Here is a 24,813-nt window from a genome sequence, read left to right as displayed (position 1 = left end):
GACGCGTAGGGTGGTCAAAGCGAAGCTTTGACCACCCTACAATTCAGCGGTGGCTGATCACACCTGCGGCGTGCCCTGGCGCCATTGGCCGCCGGCGATCTTGGCGGCGGCGATCACGGCCTGGGTGCGGCTTTCGACGCCGAGCTTTTGCAGGATTGCTGATACATGCGCCTTGATGGTGGCCTCGGAAACGCCGAGCTCGTAGGCGATCTGCTTGTTGAGCAAACCCTCCGACAGCATCATCAGGACGCGCACCTGTTGCGGCGTCAGCGTCACCAGCCGGTCGCGCAGCCGCGCCATCTCGGGATCGCCCGCGGATGACAGATCGGTGTCGGCGGGAACCCAGACGTCGCCGTCCATCACCTTCATGATGGCATCGCGCAGCGTGTCGACGCCGAAGCGCTTCGGGATAAAACCCGACGCGCCGAAGTCGAGCGAGCGGCGGATCGTGGTGGCATCATCGCTGGCTGATACGATCACCACCGGGATCGCCGGATATTGCGCGCGCAGATAGATCAGGCCGGAGAAGCCACTGATCCCCGGCATGGTCAGATCGAGCAGAATAAGGTCAACGTCGGCGTCCTTCTCGAGCAAGGCGGTGAGCTCGTCGAACGAACCTGCTTCGGTAATGGCAGCCGAACTGACGACGCTCGCAACTGCCTGCCGCAGCGCATCGCGGAACAGCGGATGGTCATCGGCGATGACAAGATGGGTCTGGACAGCAGCAGTCATCGGTATCTCTTGAGCGGGTCGTCGCCCCCTTTTTTTCCCTTGTCCTCCGAGCGAAGGCTGCGTGCAAGCCGTAATTCTACCGTCTGTCGAAGCAGTTAATGCGCGCGCTTGTGCATCGCAACACGCGCGTCGAATCCAGATCGGGATCGCGCAACCGACAGTTCCTCGCGGCGTGGAAGGGCGTGAAGAGGGCCGAAAGTCGTATTGGGGCGGCTTTTGCCGCGATGTTACCCTCTTTCGAAGCCCGTAGCTCATCCGGCCGAACTCGGCAGGCGAGTTCAGCAGCAATAATTTGGGGGGAATGATCCAGATGTCCACAATGACTGCAAGTTCGGCGCGCCGCGCCGGGATGACGAAGGATGAACGCTTCGTCATCCTTGCCTCCTCGCTCGGCACCGTCTTCGAGTGGTACGATTTCTACCTGTACGGATCGCTGGCCAGCATCATCGGCGCGCAGTTCTTCTCGGCCTATCCGCCGGCGACTCGCGACATCTTCGCCCTGCTGGCCTTCGCCGCCGGCTTCCTGGTGCGTCCGTTCGGCGCCATCGTGTTCGGCCGCGTTGGCGACATCGTCGGCCGCAAATACACATTCCTTGTGACCATCCTGATCATGGGCCTGTCGACCTTCATCGTCGGCCTGTTGCCCAACGCCGCCACCATCGGTATCGCCGCGCCGGTCATCCTGATCGCGTTGCGCCTGCTGCAGGGCCTTGCGCTTGGCGGCGAATATGGCGGTGCAGCAACCTATGTCGCCGAGCATTCCCCGCAGGGCAAGCGCGGCTACTACACCTCCTTCATCCAGACCACCGCCACGCTCGGCCTGTTCCTGTCGCTGCTGGTGATCCTGTTCACGCGCACCGCAACCGGCGAACAGGCCTTTGCGGAATGGGGCTGGCGCATTCCGTTCCTGGTGTCGGTGCTGCTGCTCGGCATCTCTGTTTGGATCCGGCTGCGACTGAATGAATCGCCGGTGTTCCAGCGCATGAAGGACGAGGGCAAGAGCTCCAAGGCGCCGCTGACCGAAGCCTTCGCCAACTGGGCCAACGCCAAAATCGTGCTGCTCGCTCTGATCGGCGGCACCATGGGCCAGGGCGTGGTCTGGTACACCGGTCAGTTCTACGCGCTGTTCTTCCTGCAATCGATCCTGAAGGTCGACGGCTATACCGCCAACCTCCTGATCGCCTGGTCGCTGCTGCTCGGCACCGGTTTCTTCATCGTGTTCGGCGCGCTGTCCGACAGGATCGGCCGCAAGCCGATCATCCTCGCCGGCTGCGCGATCGCGGCGCTGACCTTCATCCCGATCTTCAAGATGATCACCACCAACGCCAACCCGGCGCTGGAGAAGGCGATCGAATCCACCAAGGTCGAAGTGGTGGCCGATCCCGCAGGCTGCGGCGATCTGTTCAACCCAGTCGGCACCCGCGTCTTCACCGCGCCGTGCGACACTGCCCGTGCCTACCTCGCGCAGTCGTCGGTGAAGTACGCGACGACACCAGGCCCGGCCGGCTCCGGCGTCAAGGTCGTGGTCAATGGCAAGGAAGTGCCTTATGCCGACGCCAAGACTTCCAATCCGGCGGTGCTGGCGGCGATCCAGGCGGCGGGCTATCCGAAGACGGGTGACGCCGGCATCGTGAAGATGTCGAATCCCTTCGACATCTTCCGTCCGCAGGTCGCGGCCGTGATCGGGTTGTTGTTCATCCTGGTGATCTTCGTCACCATGGTCTACGGCCCGATCGCCGCCATGCTGGTCGAACTGTTCCCGACCCGCATCCGCTATACCTCGATGTCGCTGCCCTACCACATCGGCAACGGCTGGTTCGGCGGCTTGCTGCCGGCGACCGCGTTCGCGATCGTGGCCTCGACCGGCGACATCTATGCCGGCCTCTGGTACCCGATCATCTTCGCGGCAATCACCGCGGTGGTTGGCTTCCTGTTCCTGCCGGAGACCAAGGACGTCGATATCAGCAAGACCTGAGACGAAGCGCGCTTTTCAGCGCTTGCTCGATCGGCCGCGGAGCGATCCGCGGCCGATTTGTTTTATTTGATGCCGCCGACGAACTGCAGCACGACCTCGCGCTGATGCGGCCTCGTGCGATGCTCGATCAGGTAGATCGCCTGCCAGGTGCCGAGCGCGAGCTCGCCATCCAGCACCGGAACCTGGAGCGAGGTCGACGTCAGCATGGTCTTGATATGCGCCGGCATGTCGTCAGGACCTTCGGTGTCATGGCGCCATCCGCCATTCTCCGGCGCCAGGCGGCGCAGCACGGTGAGGAGATCCTCGAGCACGGTCGGATCGGCATTCTCCTGGATGGTGAGCGATGCCGAGGTGTGGCGGATGAACAGCGTCACTTGCCCCTCCGCCCCGCGCGCCTCGCGCAGGAATTTTGCGACTTCCGAGGTGAGGTTGGTGAAGCCGACGCCCGACGTGTGTACGGTCAGTAGCGATGACACGACGGTGGTGGCACTGACGGTTGATGGAGCGCTGCGCGAGAGTGATCGGGTCGAGGTCATGAAGGACCTACCTTGCAAACAAACTAAATCTTCCCTGACGTGTCGCGCTGCACGCGGTTGGCCATCTCGACCAGGCGGCGCCAGGCGCGTTCGAGGAAGGACATCACGCGATCCATATCCTGATCGCTCGGCAACGGGATTTCGATCCTGCGCCCGCCCTCGGCGACCTTCGGTTCGCTTTTCTTCAGCGAGTCCGATTTCGGCAGCGCCTCGTCGGTCTTGCCGGTGGCGGCCTGATCGCGCTGCGCGAGCTCGGCCTTGAGCGTCTCGTTCTCGGCCTGCAGCCGGCCGATTTCCGCGTCCATCGCGGCGCGCTCGTCGGGCACGGCATAGCAGGCCCAGCCCGTACCCGAATTATTGTTGCAGGTTGAGACCGTGCCGGTCCGCGTGTCGAGCCGCAGCACGCCATCGGTGGTGGTCGACAACGCGTAGCGGCCGTTCTCGGTATCCGGCCGGGATTGAGCAAAGGCTGTGCCGCTCAGGCTCAACACTACGACCGCGAGGACGGCGGGGACTTTTGATGAAGACGTCGCGTGGCGCATCGGCGTGCTCCCGACTCAGAAAAGAATGCCGCGCCCCTATATATCCGACGTATAGGGCGGCCTGCCCGACTTCAATGCATCGGCGAGCAAATCCAACCGGTCCTGCCCCCAAAACACCTCGCCGTCGAGCACATAGGCGGGCGAGCCGAATACATCGGCCGTTATCGCATCCTGACGGTTCTGCTCATAGGTGGCGCTGATCGCCTCCGAGGCGGAACGTTCCACCAGCTTGCTGCCGGGCAGGCCCGCTTCGTCGGCGAGGCGCGCCACCGTCGCAGGATCGGCGAGATCGAGCTGATCCTCCCAGACCGCGACAAAACCGCGCTTCAGGAAAGCATCGGGATCGAGCGCCAGCTCAATCGCAGCGATAACCGCGCCGTCGGCAAGGCGGGCATTGAACGGCCAGTGCGCGGGCCTCAGATGAAACTGCAATCCGCGCCGGTCCCGCCAGCGCTGCAATTCCACTATCCGATAACGTTGCCGCACCGGATGGCGCTTGAGCAGCGGCAAGCCTCCGGTCTCCGAGAACAGGTCGACCAGCACCACAGGCTTGTAGTTCACCTTGAGATCAAAGCCAGTGACGAGATCGCGGAACGGCCGGTCGCCGATATAGGCCCAGGGAGATTGAAACGAGAAGTAGTAGTCGACCTGGCGCGACATGGCGGCTCCGAGCGGGATTGGTGCGACGATGCGCCCATCCCAACAGAGCGCCCCGACCGGTGCAAGACCGCCGCGGCCTGAATGTCGGCTGTTGCGTTGCGATGACAGGTCGCAGACATCTGGAATATCTCCAAAGAAGTGCAATCGAATCAATGCGCTAACTGGTTGTTACGCAATCTTGACTTGATCGGACACGGTAAGTATGGTCCGCGCGGCTTTTGAGGGTGGCGGCGCAATTTCCATCAACCGCAGCATCGTTTAGTGTCTGCCGCATGGCGGAAAACAAAAACGACAACGCAAGTGGAAATCGCGACCAGTCGTCGTCCGACGAAGCTGCGCTTTCCGCAAGGCTCGGAAGTCTGGATCATCGGTTGTCCGAAATTCGCGACAGCCGCAAAATCAGGACTGATCAATCCGGAACTGAAAGCGGAGACGGTGCGGCCAGAGCTTCGGCGATGGCGCTCGGCTTCCGCCTTTCCTCGGAATTGGTCGCGGGCGTTGTCGTCGGGGCGGCGATTGGCTGGGGATTCGACCGTCTACTGTCGACATCGCCGTTCGGTCTCATTGTGTTCCTGCTGCTCGGCTTCACGGCCGGCGTGGTCAACGTGGTGAGGTCTGCAGGCGTGGCCTCAGGCAAGCGCTGAGTTCTGGCGGAAGTCTCGACATCTGTAATTCGATTGCCGGCGGATAAGCCGGAGGACCAAGAGCCGCGCGGATGAAAATCGATCCGATCCACCAGTTCAATATCGAGCCCCTCTTCACGATCGGCCATATCGGCAATCACACGATCGCCTTCACCAATTCGACGCTCTACATGTTCGTGGCGGTGGCGTTGATCTCGGTGCTGATGCTGGCGAGCGGCCGGCAACTGGTTCCGGGGCGCCTGCAGTCGGTCGCCGAAATCTCTTACGAGTTCGTCGCCAGCACCATCCGCAGCACCGCCGGCGCGGAAGGCATGAAGTTCTTCCCGCTGATCTTCTCGCTGTTCATGTTCATCTGCGTCTCGAACCTCGTGGGCATCATCCCCTACACGTTCACGATTTCGAGTCACCTGATCGTCACCGCCGCGCTCGCGCTGCTGGTGTTCTTCACCGTCCTGATCTACGGCGTCTACAAGAACGGGCTGAAGTTCTTCAAGATTTTCGTGCCGTCCGGCGTGCCGATCTACATCCTGCCGCTGGTCATGTTCATCGAGATCCTGTCGTTCTTCCTGCGGCCGGTCTCGCACAGCGTGCGTCTGTTCGCCAACATGCTGGCCGGCCATATCGCGCTGAAGGTGTTCGCGGGTTTCGTCGCGATGCTCGGCGTCTCGCTCGGCGCCGTCGGTTGGCTCGGCGGCGTGATGCCGCTCGCCCTCACGGTCGCATTGACCGCCCTCGAATTGCTGGTCGCTTTCCTGCAAGCCTATGTGTTTGCGATCCTGACCTGCATCTACCTCAACGACGCCATTCATCCGGGACACTGAGCGGTCCGGGGAATTTCCACCCACATCTGTCTTTCTCTCCAAGGAGCAAACTATGGAACCGGCAGCAGCTAAACTTATCGGCGCGGGCATCGCGTGCATCGGCATGGGCGGTGCGGGCGTCGGCGTGGGCGTCATCTTCGGCAACTATCTTGCCGCCGCGGTGCGCAATCCGTCCGCCGCCCAGGGCCAGTTCGGCAACCTGATCTTCGGCTTCGCCGTGACCGAAGCGCTCGGCATCTTCTCGCTGCTGATCGCGTTGCTCTTGCTGTTCGTTCCGCTCTGAGCGGTACACTCTTGCGCCGCCTGCGGGCGGCGTCCGTGACAGCTACAGGAGAACTCCATGGCTGAGAGTCATGGCGAAAAATCAGGCCAGAAGGCCGGCGCCCACACCGAAGCCGATGGCGGCCACGGCGGAGCTTTCCCTCCGTTCGATTCGTCCACCTACGCCTCGCAACTGGTGTCGCTGGCTGTCGCCTTTGTCGCGCTCTACATCATCGTGTCGCGCTTCGCGCTGCCGCGTGTCGGCGGCGTGATCGAAGCGCGCCAGAACATGATCGAGGGCGATTTGGCGGACGCGCAGAAGCTCAAGGATGAGTCCGCCGCTGCGCTGAAGGCCTATGAGAACGACCTGGCGGCCGCGCGCTCGCGCGCTCAGGCCATCAGCAACGAGACCCGCGAGAAGCTGAACGCGGCCTCCGAAGCCGAACGCAAGGTGCTGGAGGACAAGCTTACGGCCAAGCTCCACGACGCCGAGAAAACCATCGCGGCGACACGGGCGACGGCGATGAGCAATGTCCGCGGCATTGCGGCGGATGCGGCGACCGCGATCGTGCAGCGGCTGACCGGCGCGGCGCCGGATGGCGCTGCGGTGAACAGCGCCGTCGACGCCTCGCTGAAGGGACAAGCCTGATGTTGACCGAGCCGGAAACCTGGGTTGCGATCGCCTTCGTCATCCTGATGGTGGTGTTTGCCTATCTTGGCATCCATCGCACGGTGCTGAAGGCGCTGGACAACCGCAGCGAACGCATCAAGGCCGAACTCGATGACGCTCGCCGTCTGAAGGAAGAGGCCGCAAAGCTGCTCGCCGAATACAAGGCCAAGCGCACGACTGCCGAGCGCGAGGCGGAGGAAATCGTCGCGAGCGCCAAGGCGGACGCCGAACGCATCGCGGCTGAAACCAAGACGAAGATGGAAGATTTTGTCGCGCGGCGGACCAAGACCGCCGAGAACAAGATCGCGCTCGCCGAAGCCCAGGCTCTGGCGGATGTCCGTGCTGCTGCGGCGGATGCCGCGGTGACGGCGGCGTCCACCATCCTGTCGCAGTCGGTCAAGGGCCCCATTGCCGACGACCTCCTCGCCAAGGGGATCGCCGAGGTTCGTTCCAAGCTGAACTGAGCGGCTTCAACGCCAATCAAAAAGCCGGCGCGAGATGATCGCGCCGGCTTTTTGTTTGGGACTGTCTTGTAGGGTGGGCAAAGCGCAGCGTGCCCACCTTTCTTGCACCGAACGTGGATGGTGGGCACGCTTCGCTTTGCCCACCCTACGGCCGTCGTTCAACGCAGCCCTCCGCTACCTCTTCCTCGCCGCCTTGGGCTTTGGCTCGGGCTTCAGGGCCTGCGGGTCGAAGCCGATGTAGAAGATGTAGTTCTCGGCAACGTCGGCTGACGGCGCCGGAAAGGTCAGATCCTCAGCCACCAGCGTAAAGGGCTCGCTGCCGCTTTCGCCCATCGTCACCGTGGTCTGATAGGCCTTGGTCGCGATCGTCTTTTCCGAGACGCCGCCCTGCACCACGGCGACGCGCAGCGGCACCTGAACGGTCGGCGGGGCGCCGGCAGGACCGACGATGATCCGGCCCTGGATGCCGATCCGCGCCGTGATGTCGCCGCCATTGAGCGCGCATTCGCGGGCGGTGCGGGTGATCGTCGCCTGGAACCTGAGGTCGCTGCCGACCGGTTCCTTGCCGGGCGCCCCCACCGCGTAAGTCGAGGCACCGGAACGGATCGCCACCGGCGGACAGAGGACGTCCGATTCGTTGCTCTGGCTCCCCGCGGGCGCCGGCGGCTTCTCAGCCGGCTGCTCCTCGGACTTGCCGCCGCCGAACAGGCTCTTGAAGCGATCGGTCAATGACTGTGCCGCCGCCGGCGCGGCCAGGGTGCCGCAACCAAGCGCAGTCGCCACCACAGAGGCGATCGCGGCCCTGATCACACGATGTCTTGCCATGAGAATCCCTGCCATCCCATTTCCCGCGGCGTTATAGCAGCGCAATGGCGGCGAACCCAAGGCGCTAACAAAGGCGCGACCGAGGCGCCAGGAACCCGAGGGCTAGCCCCGGAAATCCTCATGCAACAGGCCAAACAGCAGGTGATCCTGCCAGATGCCGTTGATGCAGAGATAGCGCCGCGCCAGGCCCTCGCGGGTGAAGCCGCATTTCTCCAGCACGCGGATCGAGGGCGCGTTGGAGGGGATGCAGGCGGCCTCGATCCGGTGCAGATTGAGCTCGCCGAACAGCGAAGGCAACAGCACCCGCAGCGCCGTGGTCATGTAGCCGCGATGCGCATAGGGCTCGCCGACCCAATAGCCGATGGTGCCGGCCTGCACGATGCCGCGGCGGACATTGGCGAGCGTGATGCCGCCGACCATCACGCCGTCCACTTCGCGGAAGATGATGAAGGGATAGGAGCGGTCGGCGGCGATATCCTCGGCGTAGCGGCGCAGGCGGCGGCGGAAGCCGGAACGGGTCAAATCATCGGACGGCCAGATCGGCTCCCAAGGCGTGAGATAGGCGCGGCTCGATTCGCGTAGCTGCGCCCATTGCGGAAAGTCAGCCATTTGCGGCGCGCGTAGCAGCAGGCCATGACCGCGCGGCATCAGTGCAGCCGGTCCGCTGGATGGCAAACGAAACAGGGCCATACCCTTGAACTCCCCTGCCCGCTAGCGGGCTGCCGGTCTATCTTTTAGGGCATGATCTTTTCGGAAAACCGGTCTCCACTTTTCCGGATCATGCCCTTCCGTTTGGGCATGATCTCTTCGGAAAACCGGAGACCACTTTTCCGGATCATGCCCTTCCGTTTGGGCATGATCTCTTCGGAAAACCGGAGACCACTTTTCCGGATCATGCCCTAGTGCAGGAGCGTCTTCGCCTTCGACTGGGTTAATCCTTCCGCAAAAGACACCGCGGTGTCCAGACCTCTACCGCTGCCGAGCGCCACCACCGCCGGCCGGCTGCGCGCGAGCAGCGCACGGGCGGCATTGCGGGTCGATTCGACACTCACCGAATCGATCCGGCTGACCAGTTCGTCCACCGTCAGCGGCCTGCCATAGGCTAGCACATGGCGTGCCAGTTGCTCGGCGCGGGAGGAACAGCTCTCCAGCGCCATCAGCAGCCCCGCCTTCATCTGCGCCTTGGCGCGCGCGATCTCGGCCTCGGTCAGAGTCTCCACGGCCTCGTTCATCACGTCCACGATCACCTCCATCATTTCCGGCGCATCCGATGGGTCGGTGCCGGTGTAGAGGCCGAAGAAGCCGGTGTCGCTATAGGGGGCATGGAAGGTGTAGATCGAGTAGCACAGTCCTCGCTTCTCCCGCACCTCCTGGAACAGCCGCGACGACATTCCGCCGCCGAGCGTGTTGGTGAACACCTGCAGCGAGAACAGCGACAGGTCGGTCTGCGGCACGCCTTCCAGCGCCAGCGTCAGATGCGCCTGTTCGAGGTCGCGGTGCACGACGCGGGAACCGCCCTTGCCGAACATCGCCGCCAGCGGCTTCGGCGCGGGCGCCGCGTCGAAATTTGCGAACTTCTGCATTGCCTCTTCGACGATCCGCTTGTGGTCCACCGCGCCGGCGGCGGAGATCACCATATCGGGCCCGCGGTAATGCGTTGCGAGGTAGCTGCGCAGCATGTCGCGGTCGAACCCCTTCAGCGTCTTGGCGGTGCCGAGCAGGGAGCGGCCCATCGGCTGGTCGGGGTAGCAGAGCTCGTTCAGGTGCTCGAACACGACGTCGTCGGGCGTATCCTGCGCCGCACCGATCTCCTGCACGATGACGCTCTTCTCGCGCTCGAGCTCATCCGGCACGAAAGAGGGATTGGCGAGGATGTCGGCGAGCACGTCGAGCGCCAGCGGCACGTCCGCCTTCATCACGCGCGCGTAATAGGCCGTCGTCTCGGTCGAGGTGCCGGCGTTGAGATCGCCGCCCACGGCCTCGATCTCCTCGACGATCTCGCGGGAGGAGCGGCGCGCCGTGCCCTTGAACGCCATGTGTTCGAGCAGGTGGGAGATCCCGTGCTCGTTCGGCTTCTCGTCGCGTCCGCCGACGCCGGCCCACACGCCGAGCGCGGCCGTCTCCAGATGCGGCATGGTGTCGGTGACCACGGTCAATCCGGACGGCAGCTTGGTGATCTCAACGCTCATCCGGTTACTCCCTGCTTGGCGGCGCGGCTCACCGACAATACGAACTTTTCGACTTCCGCCTGATCGCTTTTCATCACCTTGAGGTGTTCGGGTTTGGTCATCAATCCGTCGAGCCAGGCCGGCAATTGCGGTCGCACCCCGCAGGCGGCCTCGACCGCATCGGGGAACTTGGCCGCATGCGCGGTCGACAGCACGATATTTGGAATCCTCGAATCGGCGCTATCGCGGTCGGCAACTGCCAGCGCCACCGCGGTGTGGGGATCGACCAGATCCCCGGCCTCGCGCCAGGCGGCCCGGATCGCGGCCGCTGTCTCGGTCTCGTCCGCCTTGCCTGCGTCGAACTCCTCGCGGATCGCAGCCAACATCGCAGCCGGCAACACGAAGCGGCCGGACTGCTTCAGCGAATCCATCAGCCGCCGCACACTGTCAGCGTCGCGCCGGCTTGCCTCGAACAACAGCCGCTCGAAATTCGAGGACACCTGGATGTCCATCGACGGCGAGGTCGTGGCGTGAACCTCGCGGACCTCGTAGATGCCCGTCTTCAGCGTGCGCGGCAGGATGTCGTTGACGTTGGCCGCGATCCGCAAGGATCGGATCGGCAAGCCCATGCGCTTAGCGACATAGCCCGCAAAGATGTCGCCGAAATTCCCGGTCGGCACCGTGAAGTCCACCGTCCGCTCCGGCGCGCCGAGCGCGACCGCCGAGGTGAAATAGTAGACCACCTGCGCCACGACCCGTGCCCAGTTGATCGAGTTCACGCCTGACAGCGACACCGCATCGCGGAAGTCGTGATGGTTGAACAGCCCCTTCACGATCGCCTGGCAATCGTCGAAGGTGCCTTCGATCGCCAGCGCATGGATGTTGGCGGCGCCGGTCGTCGTCATCATCCGCCGCTGCACCTCGGAGATGCGCCCTTGCGGGAACAACACGACGAGGTCGACATTTTCGAGATTGGCAAAGGCCTCGACCGCGGCGCCGCCGGTATCGCCTGATGTCGCGACCACGATCGTGGTGCGCTGTGAACGTTTCGCCAGCACGTGATCCATCAGCCGCGAGATCAACTGCATCGCGACGTCCTTGAACGCCAGCGTCGGGCCGTGGAACAGCTCCAGCAGGAATTGATTCGGGCCGATCTGGTCGAGCGGCACGACGGCGGGATGGCGGAACGTCGCGTAGGCTTCGTTCGCCATGCGACCGAGATCGGGATCGGAAATCTCGCCGCCCGCGAACGGCCTGATGACGTCGACCGCGACTTCCCAATAGGGCCGTCCGAAGAAGCCGGCGATGGTTTCGCGCGACAGGACCGGCCAGCTTTCGGGCACGTACAGGCCACCGTCGCGGGCAAGCCCGGTCAGCATCACATCACAGAAACCAAGAACCGGGGCCTCTCCCCGGGTCGAAACATACCGCGTCAAACCGCCCTCCAAAGGCTCAAGCCTTTACCTTAAGCCCTTGATATCATGGAATTTATCGAGTTCTCGCTGCGCGGACCCGAAGCGCCACCATAAAGGGTTTTCGTGCCAAGGGGAAACCGCTTCTTGTGCGGCGCTGCCGCAAAGCACGGCAGGCTAGACGGAGGTGCGCCGTCAAGCGCGCTGGGATGCGCTAGTCCATCGCTGGCGCGGTGCGGTTCTTTCTTTCTCGCACCTTTCTACAGGCCCGTGGTGCACGACCGGCAAGACTCGATCGCTCGCCGATCTCTGGCGCGTCGGAACTATTGCCGTTTCTTCCCGTTTATGTCCGCCATTGAGGCCAGCGCAGCAGCGATCAGCGGCGCGGCCGACGCTCCGGCACATTGGATCAGAAGCTCTAGGAATCGCCTGCACCGCCCTGCTGTTCCCGAATTGCCCCGGCAGAAGCGAATGCAAGCGATGGGAACGGTCGCGCCTTCGGGCGCGACCAGTTCCGCAGGCGGTGAGGATCAGCCCAACGCCATTTCGACAGCGATACGGATCAGGTCGGAATGGCTCTTGGCGCCCAGCTTCTGCTTCAGAAGCGACGTGGTGTTGGCGACGGTCTTGTAGGAGATGTTGAGCGCCGCGGCGACCTCGCCGATCTTGTCGCCCCGGCCAAGCAGCCGCAGGATTTCCAGTTCGCGCGGCGACATCAGCGAGGCCGGATTGGCCTTGATGGCGGCGCCCGAAAAGGTCACGGCTTCGGCAAGGTGCGGCGATATGTAATTGTCCCCTGCCGCGACCTTGCGGACGGCTTTCACGAACACCCTGGGATCGTCGGTCTTTGAAACATAGCCCTGGGCGCCTGCTTCCACCGCGCGGACGACGAAGGCCGGATCGTCGTTCATGCTGAACATGATGATCCTGGCCTCTGGATCCTCCTTGCGGATCCGGCGCATCAACTCGAACCCGGAAACATCCGGGAGGTTGATGTCGATGACGGTAACATCAGGCTTCTTGCTGACATAGGCGCGGTGTCCCGACTTGGCGTCGGTGGCTTCCTCGATCTTCACCGAGCTGTCCGAAGCGAACAGCGACCGGCACCCGGACAACACGACCGGGTGGTCATCGACAATCAATATTCTTGTGGCCGGTTTCGGCGTATCTTGCATCACTTGCATTCTGTATCCAGAACATAGGTCCCCGGGAACCGGTGAAAAGAAAAAACCACCGGAGCGAATTAGAATTATCCAAATGTGGAAAAAATGTTCGCTCCGAACGCGGTTCTTCCTTCCGCTCGGTATCATGTTCGTGGCGGCGCTCCTGATCGGAGCGGTTTCGCTGAAGCTTTTCGTGCCGGAGCAACTGTCGGACGAGAACGCACCGGCCGCACGTTCGGCCAGGGTGGTTGCCGACGCGCTCAACAGCGCGCTTCGGACCTCGGCCAATCCGCAAGCGACGCTGGATGCCTTTGCGCAGGCGCTCGGCACCTCCGAAGCCATCCGCTTCCAACCCGACGGTGCAAGCCACCCGCCGCCGCGGGTCGAGGTGCAAACCCCGATCGGACGGGTGCCGCGATGGTTTGTGGACCTGCTCACGATACCGGAGGTGGGCGCATCGTTCCCCGTCCGGATCGAAGGCAAGCAGGTCGGTGAGATCATTTTCTCGCCCGACCTGTCGGCCGATATTTTCGAGAAATGGATCGGCTTTGTTGCGATCACATTCTCCGTGGTTGCGCTGACGCTGCTCACCGGCGCTATCGCTTATTTCACCTCCGGCGCCGTGCTGCGTCCCCTGCAGGATCTCGGCGAAGGCCTCACCCGCATGCGCGGGGGTGATTATAAGCAGCTCATCCCCCCGTCGGGCCCGCCGGAGATCCGCCGAAGCGCCGAGGAAGCCAACGAACTTGCCCGCACGCTGAGCTTGCTGAGCCAGGACAATCGAGGTCTGCTGCGCCGGATCGTCTCGCTGCAGGACGACGAGCGGCGCGATATGGCGCGCGAACTGCACGACGAGCTCGGACCGCTGTTGTTCGGCATTCGCGCCAAGGCGGTTGCGCTGCTCGAAGCTCTCCCGCATGGCAACCTGCAACTTGCGGCCTCCGTCGACGGCATCCTGCAATCGGTCGAAGCGCTGCAGCAGGCCAACCGCCGCATCCTCGACCGGCTGCGGCCGCTCTACATCCAGGACTTGGGGCTGGAAAAAAGCATCGAGACCTTACTGCAATATGCGCGCGCGCAAGCGCCCGGGCTCAAGCTCGTCGCGCATATCGACGGCAGGCTGAATGCGATCGAGGGTCTGCTCTCGCAGACCGTCTATCGCGTGATCCAGGAGAGCATCACCAACGTGCTACGCCATGCCCGAGCCCGCTCGGTCACCGTGGAGGCTTCGATGAAGGCGGCGGAGCTGATCGTGGAGGTATCGGACGACGGCATCGGCCTTCCCAAGGACTCCGTCTTCGGCCGCGGGTTGACCGGGATGCAGGAACGGGCCCGCGCGCTGAGCGGCACGCTCGAGCTGGTGCGCGAAGACGGACGGACCATCGTGCGCTGCCTCCTGCCGGTCGGCGACAGCGCGCTTGGCTGATCGCCGCGCTCGGCGCGGCATGATCTACGCGCGACGTTGGCCGCGAGACCACAATGCGAAGACGATCAGCACCGCCACGGCGAGCGTGAACCAGGTGATGGCGTATTGCATGTGGTCGTCCTTGAGATTGACCTTCAGCGGTCCCGGCTTGGGAATGCCGCTGTCGGGCACGGGCGACTCGAGATCGATGTAGAAGGGCGCGACAGCCTTGCCGCCCTCGCCCCAGCCGAGCGCGCTCGCCATCGCGAGATGATTGCGGACGAACCATAGGCGTTTTGCCGGATTTTCCTTCGGCGTCAGCGAGCCGGCCCCCTCGGGAAAGCGGAGATAGCCGCTCAGCTTGACCGGTTCGCCCGTGATCAGCGGCGCGACCGCGCGATCCTGTTGGGCACGATCCTGCATCGTGTTCTGCGCAAAGCCGGCATTGATCACGACGATCTCGCCGTCAGGCAGGCGCGCCGGCAGAAACGCCCAGGTGCCGGGACCGGAAATGTCGTCACGGACCGCGGAGCCAGAACTGAATACCATCGCATCCGGCAGCTTCGCATAGGTTGCAGTGAAAGTGACGCGGCGGAATTCTTCGCTCACCGGACGTAGCGCGGCCCATTGCGAAGGCTGCGGCAGCGCTTCGGGCGCCGCCGTCAGGCGCTCGTTGAGGGCCGCGATCAGCGCGTGCTTCTCGACCCGGCGCTGCAATTGCCAGATCCCGAGGCCCGTGAACACCACCACCAGGATCAACGTGAAAATGCCGAAGCCAGCGGCGCCGCGCCGTTGCGTGGATGCTGCGGTCATTTCTGCTCGCGCTTGATCAGCCGGCCCTCCGCCGCCTTGTGGTGGAACTGGAGTGCGATCAAAAGCGATTTCATCGAACGCAGCGGCAGCAACGTGACGACGACGATGAGCGGCAGCCAGAGCACCGCATGCACCCAGAACGGCGGCTGGTACTTGACCTCCACAATCAGCGCACAGGCAACGACGATCGCGCCGGCCAGCATGATGATGAAGATCGCTGGCCCATCGCCGGAATCGATGAAGGCATAATCCAGCCCGCAACTCTCGCAGCGCGGAGCCAGCGTGAGGAAACCCGCATAGAGCTTGCCCTTGCCGCAGCGCGGACAGCGGCAGGCGATGCCGCGGAGCGCGCTCTCGGTGACCGTCGGGGGAGTGTCGGCTGGCATCAAGTCGTTCGATCTTTACTCGCGAAAGCAAAAGGGCGGCCATCTGGCCGCCCCTTGTAGCACGTCACGGCGGGTTAGTGCGCGGCGTGCGCCATGGTTTCGGCGCCGCGGCCCCACACGTAGATGCAGATGAACAGGAACAGCCAGACCACGTCGACGAAGTGCCAGTACCAGGCGGCGAACTCGAAGCCGAGGTGCTGCTTCGGCGTGAAATGGCCGGCATAGGCGCGGAATAGGCAGACCAGGAGGAAGATGGTGCCGATGATCACGTGGGCGCCATGGAAGCCGGTCGCCATGAAGAACACGGAGCCGTAGACATTGCCGCCGAACGAGAACGTCGCATGGGCGTACTCATAGGCCTGCACGCAGGTGAAGGCCGCGCCGAGCAGCACGGTGAGGATCAGGCCGTATTTGAGGCCCTGGCGATCGTTTTCCAAGAGCGCATGGTGGGCCCAGGTCACCGTGGTGCCGGAGGTGAGCAGCAAGAGCGTGTTGAGCAGCGGCAGGTGCCAGGGATCGAAGGTCTCGATGCCGTGCGGCGGCCAGGTGCCCGGCACGGCGCAGGCGCCGGCGGCGGTGCCGGCGCCGCAACCGAAGATCGCGTCGCGGGCGGCATGGACCGGATCGGCCGGGAACAGCGCGGCGTTGAAGAACGCCCAGAACCAGGCGACGAAGAACATCACCTCGGAGGCGATGAACAGGATCATGCCGTAGCGGTGATGGAGCTGCACCACGCGGGTGTGGTCGCCCTTGTACTGGGCCTCGCGGATCACATCGCCCCACCAGCTCGCCATGGTGTAGAGCACGCCGATCACGCCGATGCCGAACACGATCGGCGCGCCCGTGAACATGTGATGCATCCAGCCGATGGCGCCGAAGCACATGATGAAGGCCGAGATCGAGCCGACCACCGGCCAGGGGCTCGGATCGACGAGATGGTAATCGTGATGCTTGACGTGCGCCTCAGCCATTGCAGTCTCTCCGTTCGCGTGCCGTCAGGCACGTATTCGTCTCAGAAATTCAAAGATTGCCCTTGCGCTTGTCCTGCTCGCCGGAGGCCACTGGCTTCGGGACCGGATCGCGCACGGAATAGAAAGTGTAGGACAGGGTGATCGATTTCAGGCTGTCGTTCTCGCGGTCGGCGACCAGCGCCGGATCGACATAGAACACGACAGGCATCTCCCGCTTCTCGCCCGGCGCCAGGGTCTGCTCGGTGAAGCAGAAGCAGTTGATCTTCTGGAAGTAGGCCCCGACCGCCAGCGGCGCGACATTGTAAGCCGCCTGGGCCGTCGTCGCCCGCGCCGACTGGTTGGTCACCGTGTAGAAGACGGTGACGACCTCGCCGATCCTGACTTCGATCTCGTTCTGCTCGGGCTCGAACTTCCAGGGCAGGCCCGGCGCGACATTGGCATCGAAGCGAACCTCGATCTTGCGGGCGAGCGGACCCTCCGCCGGCGCAGAGGTCGCAACCTGGGTGGTGCCGTTGAAGCCGGTGGCGCGGCAGAACCAGTTGTAAAAGGGCACGGCCGCATAGGACGCGCCGACCATCAGCACGACGACGAAGCCGCAGACCGCGGCAACCACCGCGTCACGCGTCAGCGCGCGGCGGGACGCCTTTTGGCTCGTGCCGGACTGCCTGGGCGTGGTCGTTTCTTGCGCCATCTCGATCACATCTCAGATCGGCCGCACCAGGACGGCCGGGCCCTTGACCAGGGTGACCGCGAAGAACAGCACGACCAGGACACCGAGCGCGAGCGCAATGGCGATCGAGCGCTGGCGGCGGCTCCTGAGCTGCGCCTCGGTAAGGACAATTCCTTCTTGCTCGCGTTTGTCATCCATTGCGTGTTCATGCGCTCCCTACCCGACCCATGATGCAACGGTGCGGAAGGCAACCTCGACCAGCAAGGTCGCGAACAGCGCGAACAGATAAAAAATGGAGAAAGCAAACAATTTGCGGCAGGCGCGATTGGCTTCCTTGCCCTCGCGGCGGCGATAGACGTCGACCGCGAGGGCGAGCATGCCCGACCCGAGCAGGAGCGAGGCGACGCCATAGACCGCATCGAAATAGCCGAGCGGCCACGGCGCGACCGCGATCGCGACAAGCACGATCGTGTAGAGCAGGATCTGCAGCCGGGTCGCGTCGGGACCGGCGACCACGGGCAGCATCGGCACGCCGGCGCGGGCGTAGTCGTCGCTGCGGAACAGCGCCAGGGCCCAGAAATGCGGCGGGGTCCAGAAGAAGATGATCAGGAACAACAGCACGGGCTCGATCGACAACGAGCCGGTTGCCGCCGCCCAGGCCACCACCGGCGGCAGCGCGCCAGCGGCGCCGCCGATCACGATGTTCTGCGCAGTCCAGCGCTTCAGCCACATCGTGTAGATCACGACATAGAAGAAGATCGTGAAGGCCAGCAGCGCGCCCGCGACCCAGTTGACGAGGATGCCGAGCGTCATCACCGAGAAGAACGCCAGCGTCAGGCCGAAGGCGGTGGCTTCTCCACTTGTGATGCGGCCGCGTGGGATCGGCCGGTTGGCAGTGCGCGTCATCAACGCGTCGATATCGCCTTCATAGGCCATGTTCAGCGCGCCGGAGGCGCCGGCGCCGACCGCGATGCAGAGGATCGAGGTGAAGGCCAGCACCGGATGGACGTGACCAGGCGCGATCATCAGGCCGACCAGCGCGGTGAAGATCACGAGCGACATCACCCGCGGCTTCAGAAGCGCGATGTAGTCGCCGACCTCGGCCTCGGAGATCCGCGGCAACTCGATGGCATTGTGATCGACAACCGACACGATGGTCTCGTTCCCTTAAAATCAAGCAGAGAGCGTGACGCGCCCCCTAAGGGCGCGTCACTGTTTCCTTTACTGCACGCGCGGCAGCACTTCGAACTGGTGGAAGGGCGGCGGCGAGGACAGCGTCCATTCCAGCGTGGTGGCGCCGGCGCCCCACGGGTTGGCGGCCGCCTGCTCCTTGCGGACGAAGGCGTCGATCACGCCGTAGATGAAGATCAGCACGCCGAAGCCGGAGATGTAGGAGCCGACCGAGGAGACCAGGTTCCAGCCGGCGAACGCGTCCGGATAGTCGACATAGCGACGCGGCATGCCCGACAGACCGAGGAAGTGCTGCGGGAAGAACACCAGGTTCACGCCGATGAAGGTGAACCAGAAGTGCAGCTTGCCGATGGTCTCGCTGTACATGTAGCCGAACATCTTCGGGAACCAGTAGTACCAGCCTGCGAAGATGCCGAACACGGCGCCCAGCGACAGCACGTAGTGGAAGTGGGCCACCACGTAGTAGGTGTCCTGCAGCACGCGGTCGACGCCGGCATTCGCCAGCACGACGCCGGTGACACCGCCGACCGTGAACAGGAAGATGAAGCCGATCGCCCAGATCATCGGCACCTTGAACTCGATCGAGCCGCCCCACATCGTGGCGATCCAGGAGAAGATCTTCACGCCAGTCGGGACCGCGATCACCATGGTGGCGGCGACGAAGTAGGCCTGCGTCGCCGACGACATGCCGACCGTGTACATGTGGTGCGCCCACACCACGAAGCCGATGCCGCCGATCGCGACCATCGCGTAGGCCATGCCGAGATAGCCGAACACCGGTTTGCGCGAGAAAGTCGAGACGATCTGGCTGATCATGCCGAAGGCCGGCAGGATCAGGATGTACACTTCAGGATGGCCGAAGAACCAGAACAGGTGCTGGAACAGCACCGGGTCGCCGCCGGCATCGGGCGCGAAGAAGGCGGTGCCGAAGTTACGGTCGGTGAGCAGCATGGTGATGGCGCCGGCAAGCACCGGCAGCGATAGCAAGAGCAGGAACACCGTCACCAGGATCGACCACACGAACAGCGGCATCTTGTGCAGCGTCATGCCCGGTGCGCGCATGTTGAAGATCGTGGTGATGAAGTTGATCGCGCCCAGGATCGAGGAGGCACCGGCGAGGTGCAGCGACAGGATCGCAAAGTCGACCGCCGGCCCCGGATGGCCCGAGGTCGACAGCGGCGCGTACATGGTCCAGCCCGCGCCGACGCCGTTGGCGCCCGGCTCGCCCTCGACGAAGGTCGAGATCAGGAGCAGCGCGAAAGAGGCCGGCAGCAGCCAGAACGAGATGTTGTTCATGCGCGGGAACGCCATGTCGGGCGCGCCGATCATCAGCGGCACGAACCAGTTGCCGAACCCGCCGATCATCGCCGGCATGACCATGAAGAAGATCATGATCAGGCCGTGCGAGGTCACGAACACGTTGTAGGTATGGGACTCGTGGAAGATCTGCACGCCCGGATACATCAGCTCGGCGCGGATCGCGATCGACATCGCAGCCCCGATGATGCCCGCAATGACCGCGAAGATAAGGTACATCGTGCCGATGTCCTTATGGTTCGTGGAGTAGAGATAGCGGCGCCATCCGGTCGGATGGCCGTGATCATCATGGGCGTGATCGTGTGTCGCTGCGCCTGTTGCCATGTCCTAGATCCTTAAGCCAATTCCCTTTTGGACCTTTGCGGTCCCATCGCCCTTATTCTTCCGATGCGCGCCCGCCCCCGGGCTTGCAGCCTTACCGCGACGCCTGACCAATCGAGGCGTATGAATTCGCCGGGCTGCTGGCAAATTTCTTCTTCGCGGCGTCCACCCAGCTCGCGAATTCCTGATCCTCCACGACCCGCACCGCGATCGGCATGAACGCATGATCCTTGCCGCACAGCTCGGAGCACTGGCCGTAATACATGCCGGTCTTGGTGGCCTTGAACCAGGTCTCGTTGAGACGGCCCGGGATCGAGTCGATCTTGATGCCGAAGGCCGGCACCGCAAACGAGTGGATAACGTCCGCGCCGGTGGTCTGGATCCGGATCACCTTGTTGACCGGCACCACCATCTCATTGTCGACGCCGAGCAGCCGCGGCTGCTTGTCCTGGGCAAGCAGCGAGTCGAACTCGAACTTGCCGTTATCCGGGTAGGCGTAGGACCAATACCACTGCTTGCCGGTGACCTTGATGGTCAGGTCCGACTTCGGCACGTCGAGCTGCAGGAACAGGAGGCGGAACGACGGCACCGCAATGCCGACCAGGATCAGGACCGGAACCAGCGTCCAGGCCACCTCGATCAGCGTGTTGTGGGTGGTCCTGGAGGGGACCGGATTCGCGCGCGCGTTGAACTTCATCACCACCATGACGAGCAGCGCCAGCACGAACAGCGTGATCACAGTGATGACCACCAGCAGGAAGTTATGAAACCAGACGATGTTCTCCATCACCGGGGAGCCCGCCTGCTGCAGGGTGACTTCCCAGGGCGCCGGTTGCCCCAATTCGGCGAATGCCGTCCCGCCGGCCGCGAGCGCCATGCCCGCTACCGCACCCCCCAGCAACCGCCGGCCCATCAGGCCCATCGACATCCTCATGCCGCTCGCGCTCCCTATGATTTATCCCCTTAGCACCCCCGCCACACGGCGTGGATGCAGCACGATCCGCCCTCACAAACGGCCTGCCGGACGCACTTTCGGAAAGTACAGGGGCCAGATCGTTAGAACGCGTCGAAATCTAGCCTCTCAAACCATAATTCGCAGGCGCTCGCAATGCAGTAGTAGGGCCCCAGGCCATGCGCGATCGGCTATTCCCGTGATGTGACATTTTCTCGATAAATCAGGCGATAGCGCCACTTCCGCGGGCAACGCCGCTTGACAGGGCGATTGCTGGATGTACCCACAGGCTGGGCGCTCCGCAGGAACCTGATTCGCGCGAAGCGTCCCCACCGCGGCGCGAGATTTGCTTCGGAATCGCCTTCAAGGCGCCGTCATTGCGGTATCAGTCGTTTTGCGTGCCGCCGGCAGCCGGGCAATGCACCCGACCTGGGCCGGGGAAACCAAGCCGGCATGGCCGGCCATCAAAGGATCGACCCGGATGGGCGCTTTGAAACATCACAGCGGACGTAGCTGGAGTGCCGCCAACTGGCTGGGCGGCCTGCTGGCGCTCGTGTTCATGTTGGGCCTGCTGCAACCGGCCCACGCCCAGGGGGCGGTGCGCTCGGTCCACGGCGATTGGCAGATCCGCTGCGACACCCCGCCGGGCGCCCAGAGCGAGCAATGCGCGCTGATTCAGAGCGTGGTCGCCGAGGACCGTTCCAATGCCGGCCTCACCGTGATCGTGCTGAAGACCGCCGACCAGAAAAGCCGCCTGATGCGCGTGGTCGCGCCGCTCGGCGTCCTGCTTCCCTCCGGACTCGGGTTGAAGCTCGACAACCAGGACGTCGGCCGCGCCGGTTTCGTCCGCTGCCTGCCCAACGGCTGCGTCGCCGAAGTTGTGATGGACGACAAGCTGCTCGGCCAGCTCAGGGGCGCCAAGACCGCGACGTTCATCATCTTCGAGACCCCCGAAGAGGGCATCGGCTTTCCGCTCAGCTTGAACGGGCTGGCAGAGGGGTATGACAAGTTGCCGTGAGGCGACCTCTCCCGAATTGCTGCAACAGCGCCTATCTTGAACGATGATGTCCCGGCCAAGCCAAACATGAACGGGATGTAATTGCGTTGAATTCGGAGTCGTCATGACCAGTCCTGCCACAACCTCCCTGCTCGACCGCGCCAATCTCGACCGCGATGCCGTGCGCCGCGAGCTCGCGCGCGGGCTCCAGGGGGCGGACGACGGCGAATTGTTCCTGGAATTCGGACAGACCGAGGCCCTGGTGTTCGACAATGGGCGCTTGAAGCAGGCGACCTATGACACCAGCCAGGGGTTCGGCCTGCGCGCGGTGAAGGACGACGCGGTCGGCTACGCGCATTCCTCCGACGTCTCGCTGCCGGCGCTGATTCGCGCCGCCGATGCGGTGCATGCGGTGCGCGGTGGCTATTCCGGCAGCTTCGCAGCGGCGCCCGCGCACACGAATGTGAAGCTTTACGGCGACGAGAACCCGCTGGATGCGCCCGGCTTCGAGGCCAAGGTCAAGCTGCTCGGTGAGATCGACGCCTATATCCGCGACAAGGACCCGCGGGTGCGGCAGGTTTCGGCGAGCCTGACTGCGACCTGGCAGGTGGTGGAAATCGTCCGGCCGGACGGCGAGAGCTATCGCGACATCCGGCCGCTGGTGCGGGTCAACATTTCCGTCGTTGCGGGTCAGGGCGACCGGCAGGAGAGCGGCAGCAAGGGTTATGGCGGCCGCGAGGGTTACGCCCGTTTCATCGAGACCAAAGCCTGGCGCGACGCTGCCGACGGCGCGCTGCGCGAGGCGCTGGTCAACCTGGAATCGGTGCCAGCACCGGCCGGCGAGATGGACGTGGTGCTGGGCGCCGGCTGGCCCGGTGTGATGCTGCATGAAGCCGTTGGCCACGGGCTCGAGGGCGATTTCAACCGCAAGAAGACTTCGGCCTTCGCGGGCCTGATGGGCCGGCAGGTCGCCGCCAAGGGCGTCACCGTGGTCGACGACGGCACCATGGCCTCGCGCCGCGGCTCGCTCTCGATCGACGACGAGGGTACGCCGACCAACCGCACCGTGCTGATCGAGGACGGCATCCTGGTCGGCTACATGCAGGACCGCCAGAACGCACGGCTCATGAACATGAAGCCGACCGGCAATGGCCGGCGACAGAGCTATGCCCACGTGCCGATGCCGCGCATGACCAATACCTACATGCTGGCTGGCAACAGCGATCCCGCGGAGATCCTCGCCTCGGTGAAGAACGGCATCTATGCCGCCAATTTCGGCGGCGGTCAGGTCGACATCACCTCGGGCAAATATGTGTTCCAGTGCACCGAGGCCTACAAGATCGAGAACGGCAAGCTGGGAGCGCCGCTGAAGGGCGCGATGCTGATCGGCAACGGCCCGACCGACCTCAATCGCATCACCATGATCGGCAACGATCTCGCGCTCGACACCGGCATCGGCACTTGCGGCAAGAACGGCCAGGGCGTGCCCGTGGGGGTCGGCCAGCCGACGCTGCGCATGGAGCGGATCACCGTAGGAGGAACCGGCTAGTGAGCAACAACGAAGTGGCGGTCAGCAAGCCGACAAGCTGGCGTTCGCAAGCAGCGCAACTCGCGGCGATCGTCGCTGTCGTGTTCCTCGCCAAGGGCGCGATCGCCGAGCCGTTCTACGTGCCGTCAGGCTCGATGGAGCCGACGCTTCTGATCGGCGATGCGCTGGTCGCATCGAAATACCCTTACGGTTACGGGACAGCCTCGCTGCCGATCCAGATCACGCTGCCGGAGTCGAGCGGCCGGCTGTTCGGCGAGCCGCCGCAGCGCGGCGACGTCGTGGTGTTCCGCTGGCCCGGCGACCGCTCTCAGGCCTGGGTCAAGCGCGTGGTCGGCCTGCCCGGCGACCGCATCCAGGTGCGGCAGGGCCAGCTCTTCATCAACGACCATCCCGCGACGTTGAAGCCCGACGGCATCGGCGAAGCCGAGGACGACCGCGGCCACACCGAGACCGCCTATCGCTATATCGAGACGCTGCCGAACGGCGTCAGCCACGCGATCTTCAAGATGCGCGACAATGGCCGCCTCGACAACACGCCTGAGGTCACCGTGCCGCCGGGAGAACTGTTCGTGCTTGGCGACAACAGGGACAATTCCGCCGACAGCCGCGTCTCCGTGCGCGACGGCGGCGTCGGACTGCTGCCGGTCAACAACCTGATCGGCCGCGCCGACGCGGTGGTCGGCTCATGGGACATGGGCATGCGCAGCCAGCCGGTCTGGACCTGGCCGTCAGGCTTTCGGTTCGCGCGGTTCTTTACCTCGGTGCACTGAAACCTGCTTCCGTCATGGCCGGGCTTGACCCGGCCATCCACGACTTTCTTGCTGTCCGACTGTTGAGGCGTGGATGCCCGGGAGAAGCCCGGGCATGACGACCGAGAGAGTGACGGAGAAATGACCTTCGACGACGTCAGGAAAATCGCGCTGGCGTGGCCGGAGGTCGAGGACGGCACCTCCTACGGCACGCCGGCATTGAAAGTGCGCAAGAAGATGCTGGTGCGCCTGAAGGAAGACGGCGACAGCCTGGTCATGCCTGCCGTGCCGCAGGACGAGCGTGACATGCTCATCGAGAGGCGGCCGAAGATATTCTACTTCACCGATCATTATCGCGACTATCCGATCGTGCTGATCCGACTGTCGAAGGCGAGCCGCAGCATCGTCGAGCCGCTGTTGCGCCGCCAGTGGCGCACGCTGGCATCGAAGGCTGCGGTGAAAGCGCACGATGTTAATTCGTAGGGTGGGGCAAAGCGACGCGTGCCCACCATCCCGAGCAGAGTGCTGGTGGTGGGCACGCGTCGCTTTGCCCACCCTTCTGTAACGGGCCTTGCTCAGTCAATCCCTTTTGCGTCATCCACTCGCCGGGGTCTCGCTT

Annotated in this window: 28 protein-coding genes; 11 read left to right on the top strand and 17 right to left on the bottom strand. The window is 63.9% G+C overall.

Features of this window, described 5'->3' with window-relative positions:
• Nucleotides 1–57: 57 nt before the first annotated feature.
• Nucleotides 58–732 (bottom strand): response regulator, encoded by a 675-nt coding sequence (locus ACZXDY_RS26615; protein WP_028164398.1) that lies wholly within the window; start codon nt 730–732, stop codon nt 58–60.
• Between the two features lie 349 nt (nt 733–1,081).
• On the opposite strand from ACZXDY_RS26615, the gene ACZXDY_RS26610 reads away from it, so the two are divergent.
• Nucleotides 1,082–2,707 carry an MFS transporter gene (locus ACZXDY_RS26610; protein WP_464347574.1) on the top strand — a complete coding sequence of 542 codons (1,626 nt, stop codon included), beginning with the start codon at nt 1,082–1,084 and terminating at the stop codon, nt 2,705–2,707.
• A 62-nt stretch (nt 2,708–2,769) separates the two neighbouring features.
• On the opposite strand, the gene ACZXDY_RS26605 is transcribed toward ACZXDY_RS26610, so the two are convergent.
• Genes ACZXDY_RS26605 through ACZXDY_RS26595 form a run of 3 tightly spaced genes read right to left on the bottom strand, consistent with a single transcriptional unit; the run spans nt 2,770 to nt 4,445 of the window.
• Nucleotides 2,770–3,243, bottom strand: coding sequence for a secondary thiamine-phosphate synthase enzyme YjbQ (locus ACZXDY_RS26605; RefSeq protein ID WP_464347552.1), 474 nt, complete (start codon nt 3,241–3,243; stop codon nt 2,770–2,772).
• Nucleotides 3,244–3,266: 23 nt separating this feature from the next.
• The gene (locus tag ACZXDY_RS26600) at nt 3,267–3,785 is read right to left on the bottom strand and encodes a hypothetical protein (protein ID WP_464347551.1); all 519 of its coding nucleotides are present in this window, start codon (nt 3,783–3,785) and stop codon (nt 3,267–3,269) included.
• Between the two features lie 36 nt (nt 3,786–3,821).
• Nucleotides 3,822–4,445, bottom strand: a complete 624-nt coding sequence (locus tag ACZXDY_RS26595; protein ID WP_464347550.1) for a DsbA family protein — start codon at nt 4,443–4,445, stop codon at nt 3,822–3,824.
• Nucleotides 4,446–4,717: 272 nt separating this feature from the next.
• On the opposite strand from ACZXDY_RS26595, the gene ACZXDY_RS26590 reads away from it, so the two are divergent.
• From ACZXDY_RS26590 to ACZXDY_RS26570, 5 genes are all read left to right on the top strand, one after another.
• Nucleotides 4,718–5,089, top strand: coding sequence for an AtpZ/AtpI family protein (locus tag ACZXDY_RS26590; protein ID WP_027581444.1), 372 nt, complete (start codon nt 4,718–4,720; stop codon nt 5,087–5,089).
• Nucleotides 5,090–5,160: 71 nt separating this feature from the next.
• The gene (locus ACZXDY_RS26585; RefSeq protein WP_028164393.1) at nt 5,161–5,910 is read left to right on the top strand and encodes a F0F1 ATP synthase subunit A; all 750 of its coding nucleotides are present in this window, start codon (nt 5,161–5,163) and stop codon (nt 5,908–5,910) included.
• A 52-nt stretch (nt 5,911–5,962) separates the two neighbouring features.
• On the top strand, nt 5,963–6,193 hold the full coding sequence (locus ACZXDY_RS26580; RefSeq protein ID WP_027537362.1) for a F0F1 ATP synthase subunit C: 231 nt from the start codon (nt 5,963–5,965) through the stop codon (nt 6,191–6,193).
• A gap of 57 nt (nt 6,194–6,250) precedes the next feature.
• The gene (locus ACZXDY_RS26575; protein WP_464347549.1) at nt 6,251–6,820 is read left to right on the top strand and encodes a F0F1 ATP synthase subunit B family protein; all 570 of its coding nucleotides are present in this window, start codon (nt 6,251–6,253) and stop codon (nt 6,818–6,820) included.
• A complete protein-coding gene (locus tag ACZXDY_RS26570; protein ID WP_028164391.1) occupies nt 6,820–7,305 on the top strand; it encodes a F0F1 ATP synthase subunit B family protein in 486 nt (161 codons plus the stop codon). The genes ACZXDY_RS26575 and ACZXDY_RS26570 overlap by 1 nt, the downstream gene beginning before the upstream one ends.
• A 174-nt stretch (nt 7,306–7,479) precedes the next feature.
• Here ACZXDY_RS26570 and ACZXDY_RS26565 read toward each other — a convergent pair whose 3' ends face one another.
• The 5 genes from ACZXDY_RS26565 to ACZXDY_RS26545 form a co-directional block, all read right to left on the bottom strand.
• Nucleotides 7,480–8,130, bottom strand: a complete 651-nt coding sequence (locus ACZXDY_RS26565) for a hypothetical protein (RefSeq protein ID WP_464347548.1) — start codon at nt 8,128–8,130, stop codon at nt 7,480–7,482.
• A 102-nt stretch (nt 8,131–8,232) separates the two neighbouring features.
• Nucleotides 8,233–8,820: a GNAT family N-acetyltransferase gene (locus ACZXDY_RS26560; protein WP_028167927.1), complete on the bottom strand. Its 588-nt coding sequence runs from the start codon at nt 8,818–8,820 to the stop codon at nt 8,233–8,235.
• A gap of 209 nt (nt 8,821–9,029) precedes the next feature.
• Nucleotides 9,030–10,319, bottom strand: a complete 1,290-nt coding sequence (locus ACZXDY_RS26555; protein ID WP_464347547.1) for a M16 family metallopeptidase — start codon at nt 10,317–10,319, stop codon at nt 9,030–9,032.
• A complete protein-coding gene (thrC, locus tag ACZXDY_RS26550; RefSeq protein WP_165435315.1) occupies nt 10,316–11,734 on the bottom strand; it encodes a threonine synthase in 1,419 nt (472 codons plus the stop codon). The genes ACZXDY_RS26555 and thrC overlap by 4 nt, the downstream gene beginning before the upstream one ends.
• A gap of 506 nt (nt 11,735–12,240) precedes the next feature.
• Nucleotides 12,241–12,885 carry a response regulator transcription factor gene (locus tag ACZXDY_RS26545; RefSeq protein ID WP_028167930.1) on the bottom strand — a complete coding sequence of 215 codons (645 nt, stop codon included), beginning with the start codon at nt 12,883–12,885 and terminating at the stop codon, nt 12,241–12,243.
• An 82-nt stretch (nt 12,886–12,967) separates the two neighbouring features.
• Here ACZXDY_RS26545 and ACZXDY_RS26540 point away from each other — a divergent pair, with 82 nt between their 5' ends.
• Entirely contained in the window at nt 12,968–14,299 is a 1,332-nt protein-coding gene (locus ACZXDY_RS26540; protein ID WP_464347546.1) for a histidine kinase, read from the top strand.
• A 24-nt stretch (nt 14,300–14,323) separates the two neighbouring features.
• On the opposite strand, the gene ACZXDY_RS26535 is transcribed toward ACZXDY_RS26540, so the two are convergent.
• From ACZXDY_RS26535 to coxB, 8 genes are all read right to left on the bottom strand, one after another.
• Entirely contained in the window at nt 14,324–15,091 is a 768-nt protein-coding gene (locus ACZXDY_RS26535) for an SURF1 family protein (protein ID WP_464347545.1), read from the bottom strand.
• Nucleotides 15,088–15,477, bottom strand: a complete 390-nt coding sequence (locus ACZXDY_RS26530; RefSeq protein WP_130227290.1) for a DUF983 domain-containing protein — start codon at nt 15,475–15,477, stop codon at nt 15,088–15,090. Before ACZXDY_RS26530 ends, ACZXDY_RS26535 begins: the two co-directional genes overlap by 4 nt.
• A 74-nt stretch (nt 15,478–15,551) precedes the next feature.
• Nucleotides 15,552–16,448 carry a cytochrome c oxidase subunit 3 gene (locus tag ACZXDY_RS26525; protein WP_028167934.1) on the bottom strand — a complete coding sequence of 299 codons (897 nt, stop codon included), beginning with the start codon at nt 16,446–16,448 and terminating at the stop codon, nt 15,552–15,554.
• A gap of 49 nt (nt 16,449–16,497) precedes the next feature.
• On the bottom strand, nt 16,498–17,139 hold the full coding sequence (locus tag ACZXDY_RS26520) for a cytochrome c oxidase assembly protein (protein ID WP_464347544.1): 642 nt from the start codon (nt 17,137–17,139) through the stop codon (nt 16,498–16,500).
• Between the two features lie 12 nt (nt 17,140–17,151).
• Nucleotides 17,152–17,316 carry a hypothetical protein gene (locus ACZXDY_RS26515; protein ID WP_028167936.1) on the bottom strand — a complete coding sequence of 55 codons (165 nt, stop codon included), beginning with the start codon at nt 17,314–17,316 and terminating at the stop codon, nt 17,152–17,154.
• Between the two features lie 18 nt (nt 17,317–17,334).
• Nucleotides 17,335–18,270, bottom strand: a complete 936-nt coding sequence (locus ACZXDY_RS26510) for a heme o synthase (RefSeq protein ID WP_028167937.1) — start codon at nt 18,268–18,270, stop codon at nt 17,335–17,337.
• A gap of 69 nt (nt 18,271–18,339) precedes the next feature.
• Nucleotides 18,340–19,950, bottom strand: coding sequence for a cytochrome c oxidase subunit I (gene ctaD, locus ACZXDY_RS26505; protein WP_028167938.1), 1,611 nt, complete (start codon nt 19,948–19,950; stop codon nt 18,340–18,342).
• Nucleotides 19,951–20,041: 91 nt separating this feature from the next.
• Nucleotides 20,042–20,881: a cytochrome c oxidase subunit II gene (gene coxB / locus ACZXDY_RS26500; protein WP_464347543.1), complete on the bottom strand. Its 840-nt coding sequence runs from the start codon at nt 20,879–20,881 to the stop codon at nt 20,042–20,044.
• A gap of 499 nt (nt 20,882–21,380) precedes the next feature.
• Here coxB and ACZXDY_RS26495 point away from each other — a divergent pair, with 499 nt between their 5' ends.
• From ACZXDY_RS26495 to ACZXDY_RS26480, 4 genes are all read left to right on the top strand, one after another.
• Nucleotides 21,381–21,917 (top strand): invasion associated locus B family protein, encoded by a 537-nt coding sequence (locus ACZXDY_RS26495; protein WP_464347542.1) that lies wholly within the window; start codon nt 21,381–21,383, stop codon nt 21,915–21,917.
• Nucleotides 21,918–22,020: 103 nt separating this feature from the next.
• A complete protein-coding gene (gene tldD / locus ACZXDY_RS26490) occupies nt 22,021–23,445 on the top strand; it encodes a metalloprotease TldD (RefSeq protein ID WP_464347541.1) in 1,425 nt (474 codons plus the stop codon).
• Nucleotides 23,445–24,215, top strand: a complete 771-nt coding sequence (gene lepB, locus ACZXDY_RS26485) for a signal peptidase I (protein WP_028167942.1) — start codon at nt 23,445–23,447, stop codon at nt 24,213–24,215. The genes tldD and lepB overlap by 1 nt, the downstream gene beginning before the upstream one ends.
• A gap of 120 nt (nt 24,216–24,335) precedes the next feature.
• The gene (locus ACZXDY_RS26480) at nt 24,336–24,677 is read left to right on the top strand and encodes an MmcQ/YjbR family DNA-binding protein (protein WP_464347540.1); all 342 of its coding nucleotides are present in this window, start codon (nt 24,336–24,338) and stop codon (nt 24,675–24,677) included.
• The last annotated feature ends 136 nt before the right edge of the window (nt 24,678–24,813 follow it).

The organism is Bradyrhizobium sp. LeoB3, assembly GCF_055456055.1.
Note: the sequence above shows the minus strand (reverse complement) of the source record. Positions and strands in the feature narration are given on the sequence as shown.

Bases quoted from the DNA above. Each gene is read 5' to 3' on its own strand.
- ACZXDY_RS26615 (WP_028164398.1), bottom strand. From the start codon at position 732: ATGACTGCTGCTGTCCAGACCCATCTTGTCATCGCCGATGACCATCCG.
- ACZXDY_RS26610 (WP_464347574.1), top strand. From the start codon at position 1,082: ATGACGAAGGATGAACGCTTCGTCATCCTTGCCTCCTCGCTCGGCACC.
- ACZXDY_RS26605 (WP_464347552.1), bottom strand. From the start codon at position 3,243: ATGACCTCGACCCGATCACTCTCGCGCAGCGCTCCATCAACCGTCAGT.
- ACZXDY_RS26600 (WP_464347551.1), bottom strand. From the start codon at position 3,785: ATGCGCCACGCGACGTCTTCATCAAAAGTCCCCGCCGTCCTCGCGGTC.
- ACZXDY_RS26595 (WP_464347550.1), bottom strand. From the start codon at position 4,445: ATGTCGCGCCAGGTCGACTACTACTTCTCGTTTCAATCTCCCTGGGCC.
- ACZXDY_RS26590 (WP_027581444.1), top strand. From the start codon at position 4,718: ATGGCGGAAAACAAAAACGACAACGCAAGTGGAAATCGCGACCAGTCG.
- ACZXDY_RS26585 (WP_028164393.1), top strand. From the start codon at position 5,161: ATGAAAATCGATCCGATCCACCAGTTCAATATCGAGCCCCTCTTCACG.
- ACZXDY_RS26580 (WP_027537362.1), top strand. From the start codon at position 5,963: ATGGAACCGGCAGCAGCTAAACTTATCGGCGCGGGCATCGCGTGCATC.
- ACZXDY_RS26575 (WP_464347549.1), top strand. From the start codon at position 6,251: ATGGCTGAGAGTCATGGCGAAAAATCAGGCCAGAAGGCCGGCGCCCAC.
- ACZXDY_RS26570 (WP_028164391.1), top strand. From the start codon at position 6,820: ATGTTGACCGAGCCGGAAACCTGGGTTGCGATCGCCTTCGTCATCCTG.
- ACZXDY_RS26565 (WP_464347548.1), bottom strand. From the start codon at position 8,130: ATGGCAAGACATCGTGTGATCAGGGCCGCGATCGCCTCTGTGGTGGCG.
- ACZXDY_RS26560 (WP_028167927.1), bottom strand. From the start codon at position 8,820: ATGGCCCTGTTTCGTTTGCCATCCAGCGGACCGGCTGCACTGATGCCG.
- ACZXDY_RS26555 (WP_464347547.1), bottom strand. From the start codon at position 10,319: ATGAGCGTTGAGATCACCAAGCTGCCGTCCGGATTGACCGTGGTCACC.
- ACZXDY_RS26545 (WP_028167930.1), bottom strand. From the start codon at position 12,885: ATGCAAGATACGCCGAAACCGGCCACAAGAATATTGATTGTCGATGAC.
- ACZXDY_RS26540 (WP_464347546.1), top strand. From the start codon at position 12,968: ATGTGGAAAAAATGTTCGCTCCGAACGCGGTTCTTCCTTCCGCTCGGT.
- ACZXDY_RS26535 (WP_464347545.1), bottom strand. From the start codon at position 15,091: ATGACCGCAGCATCCACGCAACGGCGCGGCGCCGCTGGCTTCGGCATT.
- ACZXDY_RS26530 (WP_130227290.1), bottom strand. From the start codon at position 15,477: ATGCCAGCCGACACTCCCCCGACGGTCACCGAGAGCGCGCTCCGCGGC.
- ACZXDY_RS26525 (WP_028167934.1), bottom strand. From the start codon at position 16,448: ATGGCTGAGGCGCACGTCAAGCATCACGATTACCATCTCGTCGATCCG.
- ACZXDY_RS26520 (WP_464347544.1), bottom strand. From the start codon at position 17,139: ATGGCGCAAGAAACGACCACGCCCAGGCAGTCCGGCACGAGCCAAAAG.
- ACZXDY_RS26515 (WP_028167936.1), bottom strand. From the start codon at position 17,316: ATGGATGACAAACGCGAGCAAGAAGGAATTGTCCTTACCGAGGCGCAG.
- ctaD (WP_028167938.1), bottom strand. From the start codon at position 19,950: ATGGCAACAGGCGCAGCGACACACGATCACGCCCATGATGATCACGGC.
- coxB (WP_464347543.1), bottom strand. From the start codon at position 20,881: ATGAGGATGTCGATGGGCCTGATGGGCCGGCGGTTGCTGGGGGGTGCG.
- ACZXDY_RS26495 (WP_464347542.1), top strand. From the start codon at position 21,381: ATGGGCGCTTTGAAACATCACAGCGGACGTAGCTGGAGTGCCGCCAAC.
- tldD (WP_464347541.1), top strand. From the start codon at position 22,021: ATGACCAGTCCTGCCACAACCTCCCTGCTCGACCGCGCCAATCTCGAC.
- ACZXDY_RS26480 (WP_464347540.1), top strand. From the start codon at position 24,336: ATGACCTTCGACGACGTCAGGAAAATCGCGCTGGCGTGGCCGGAGGTC.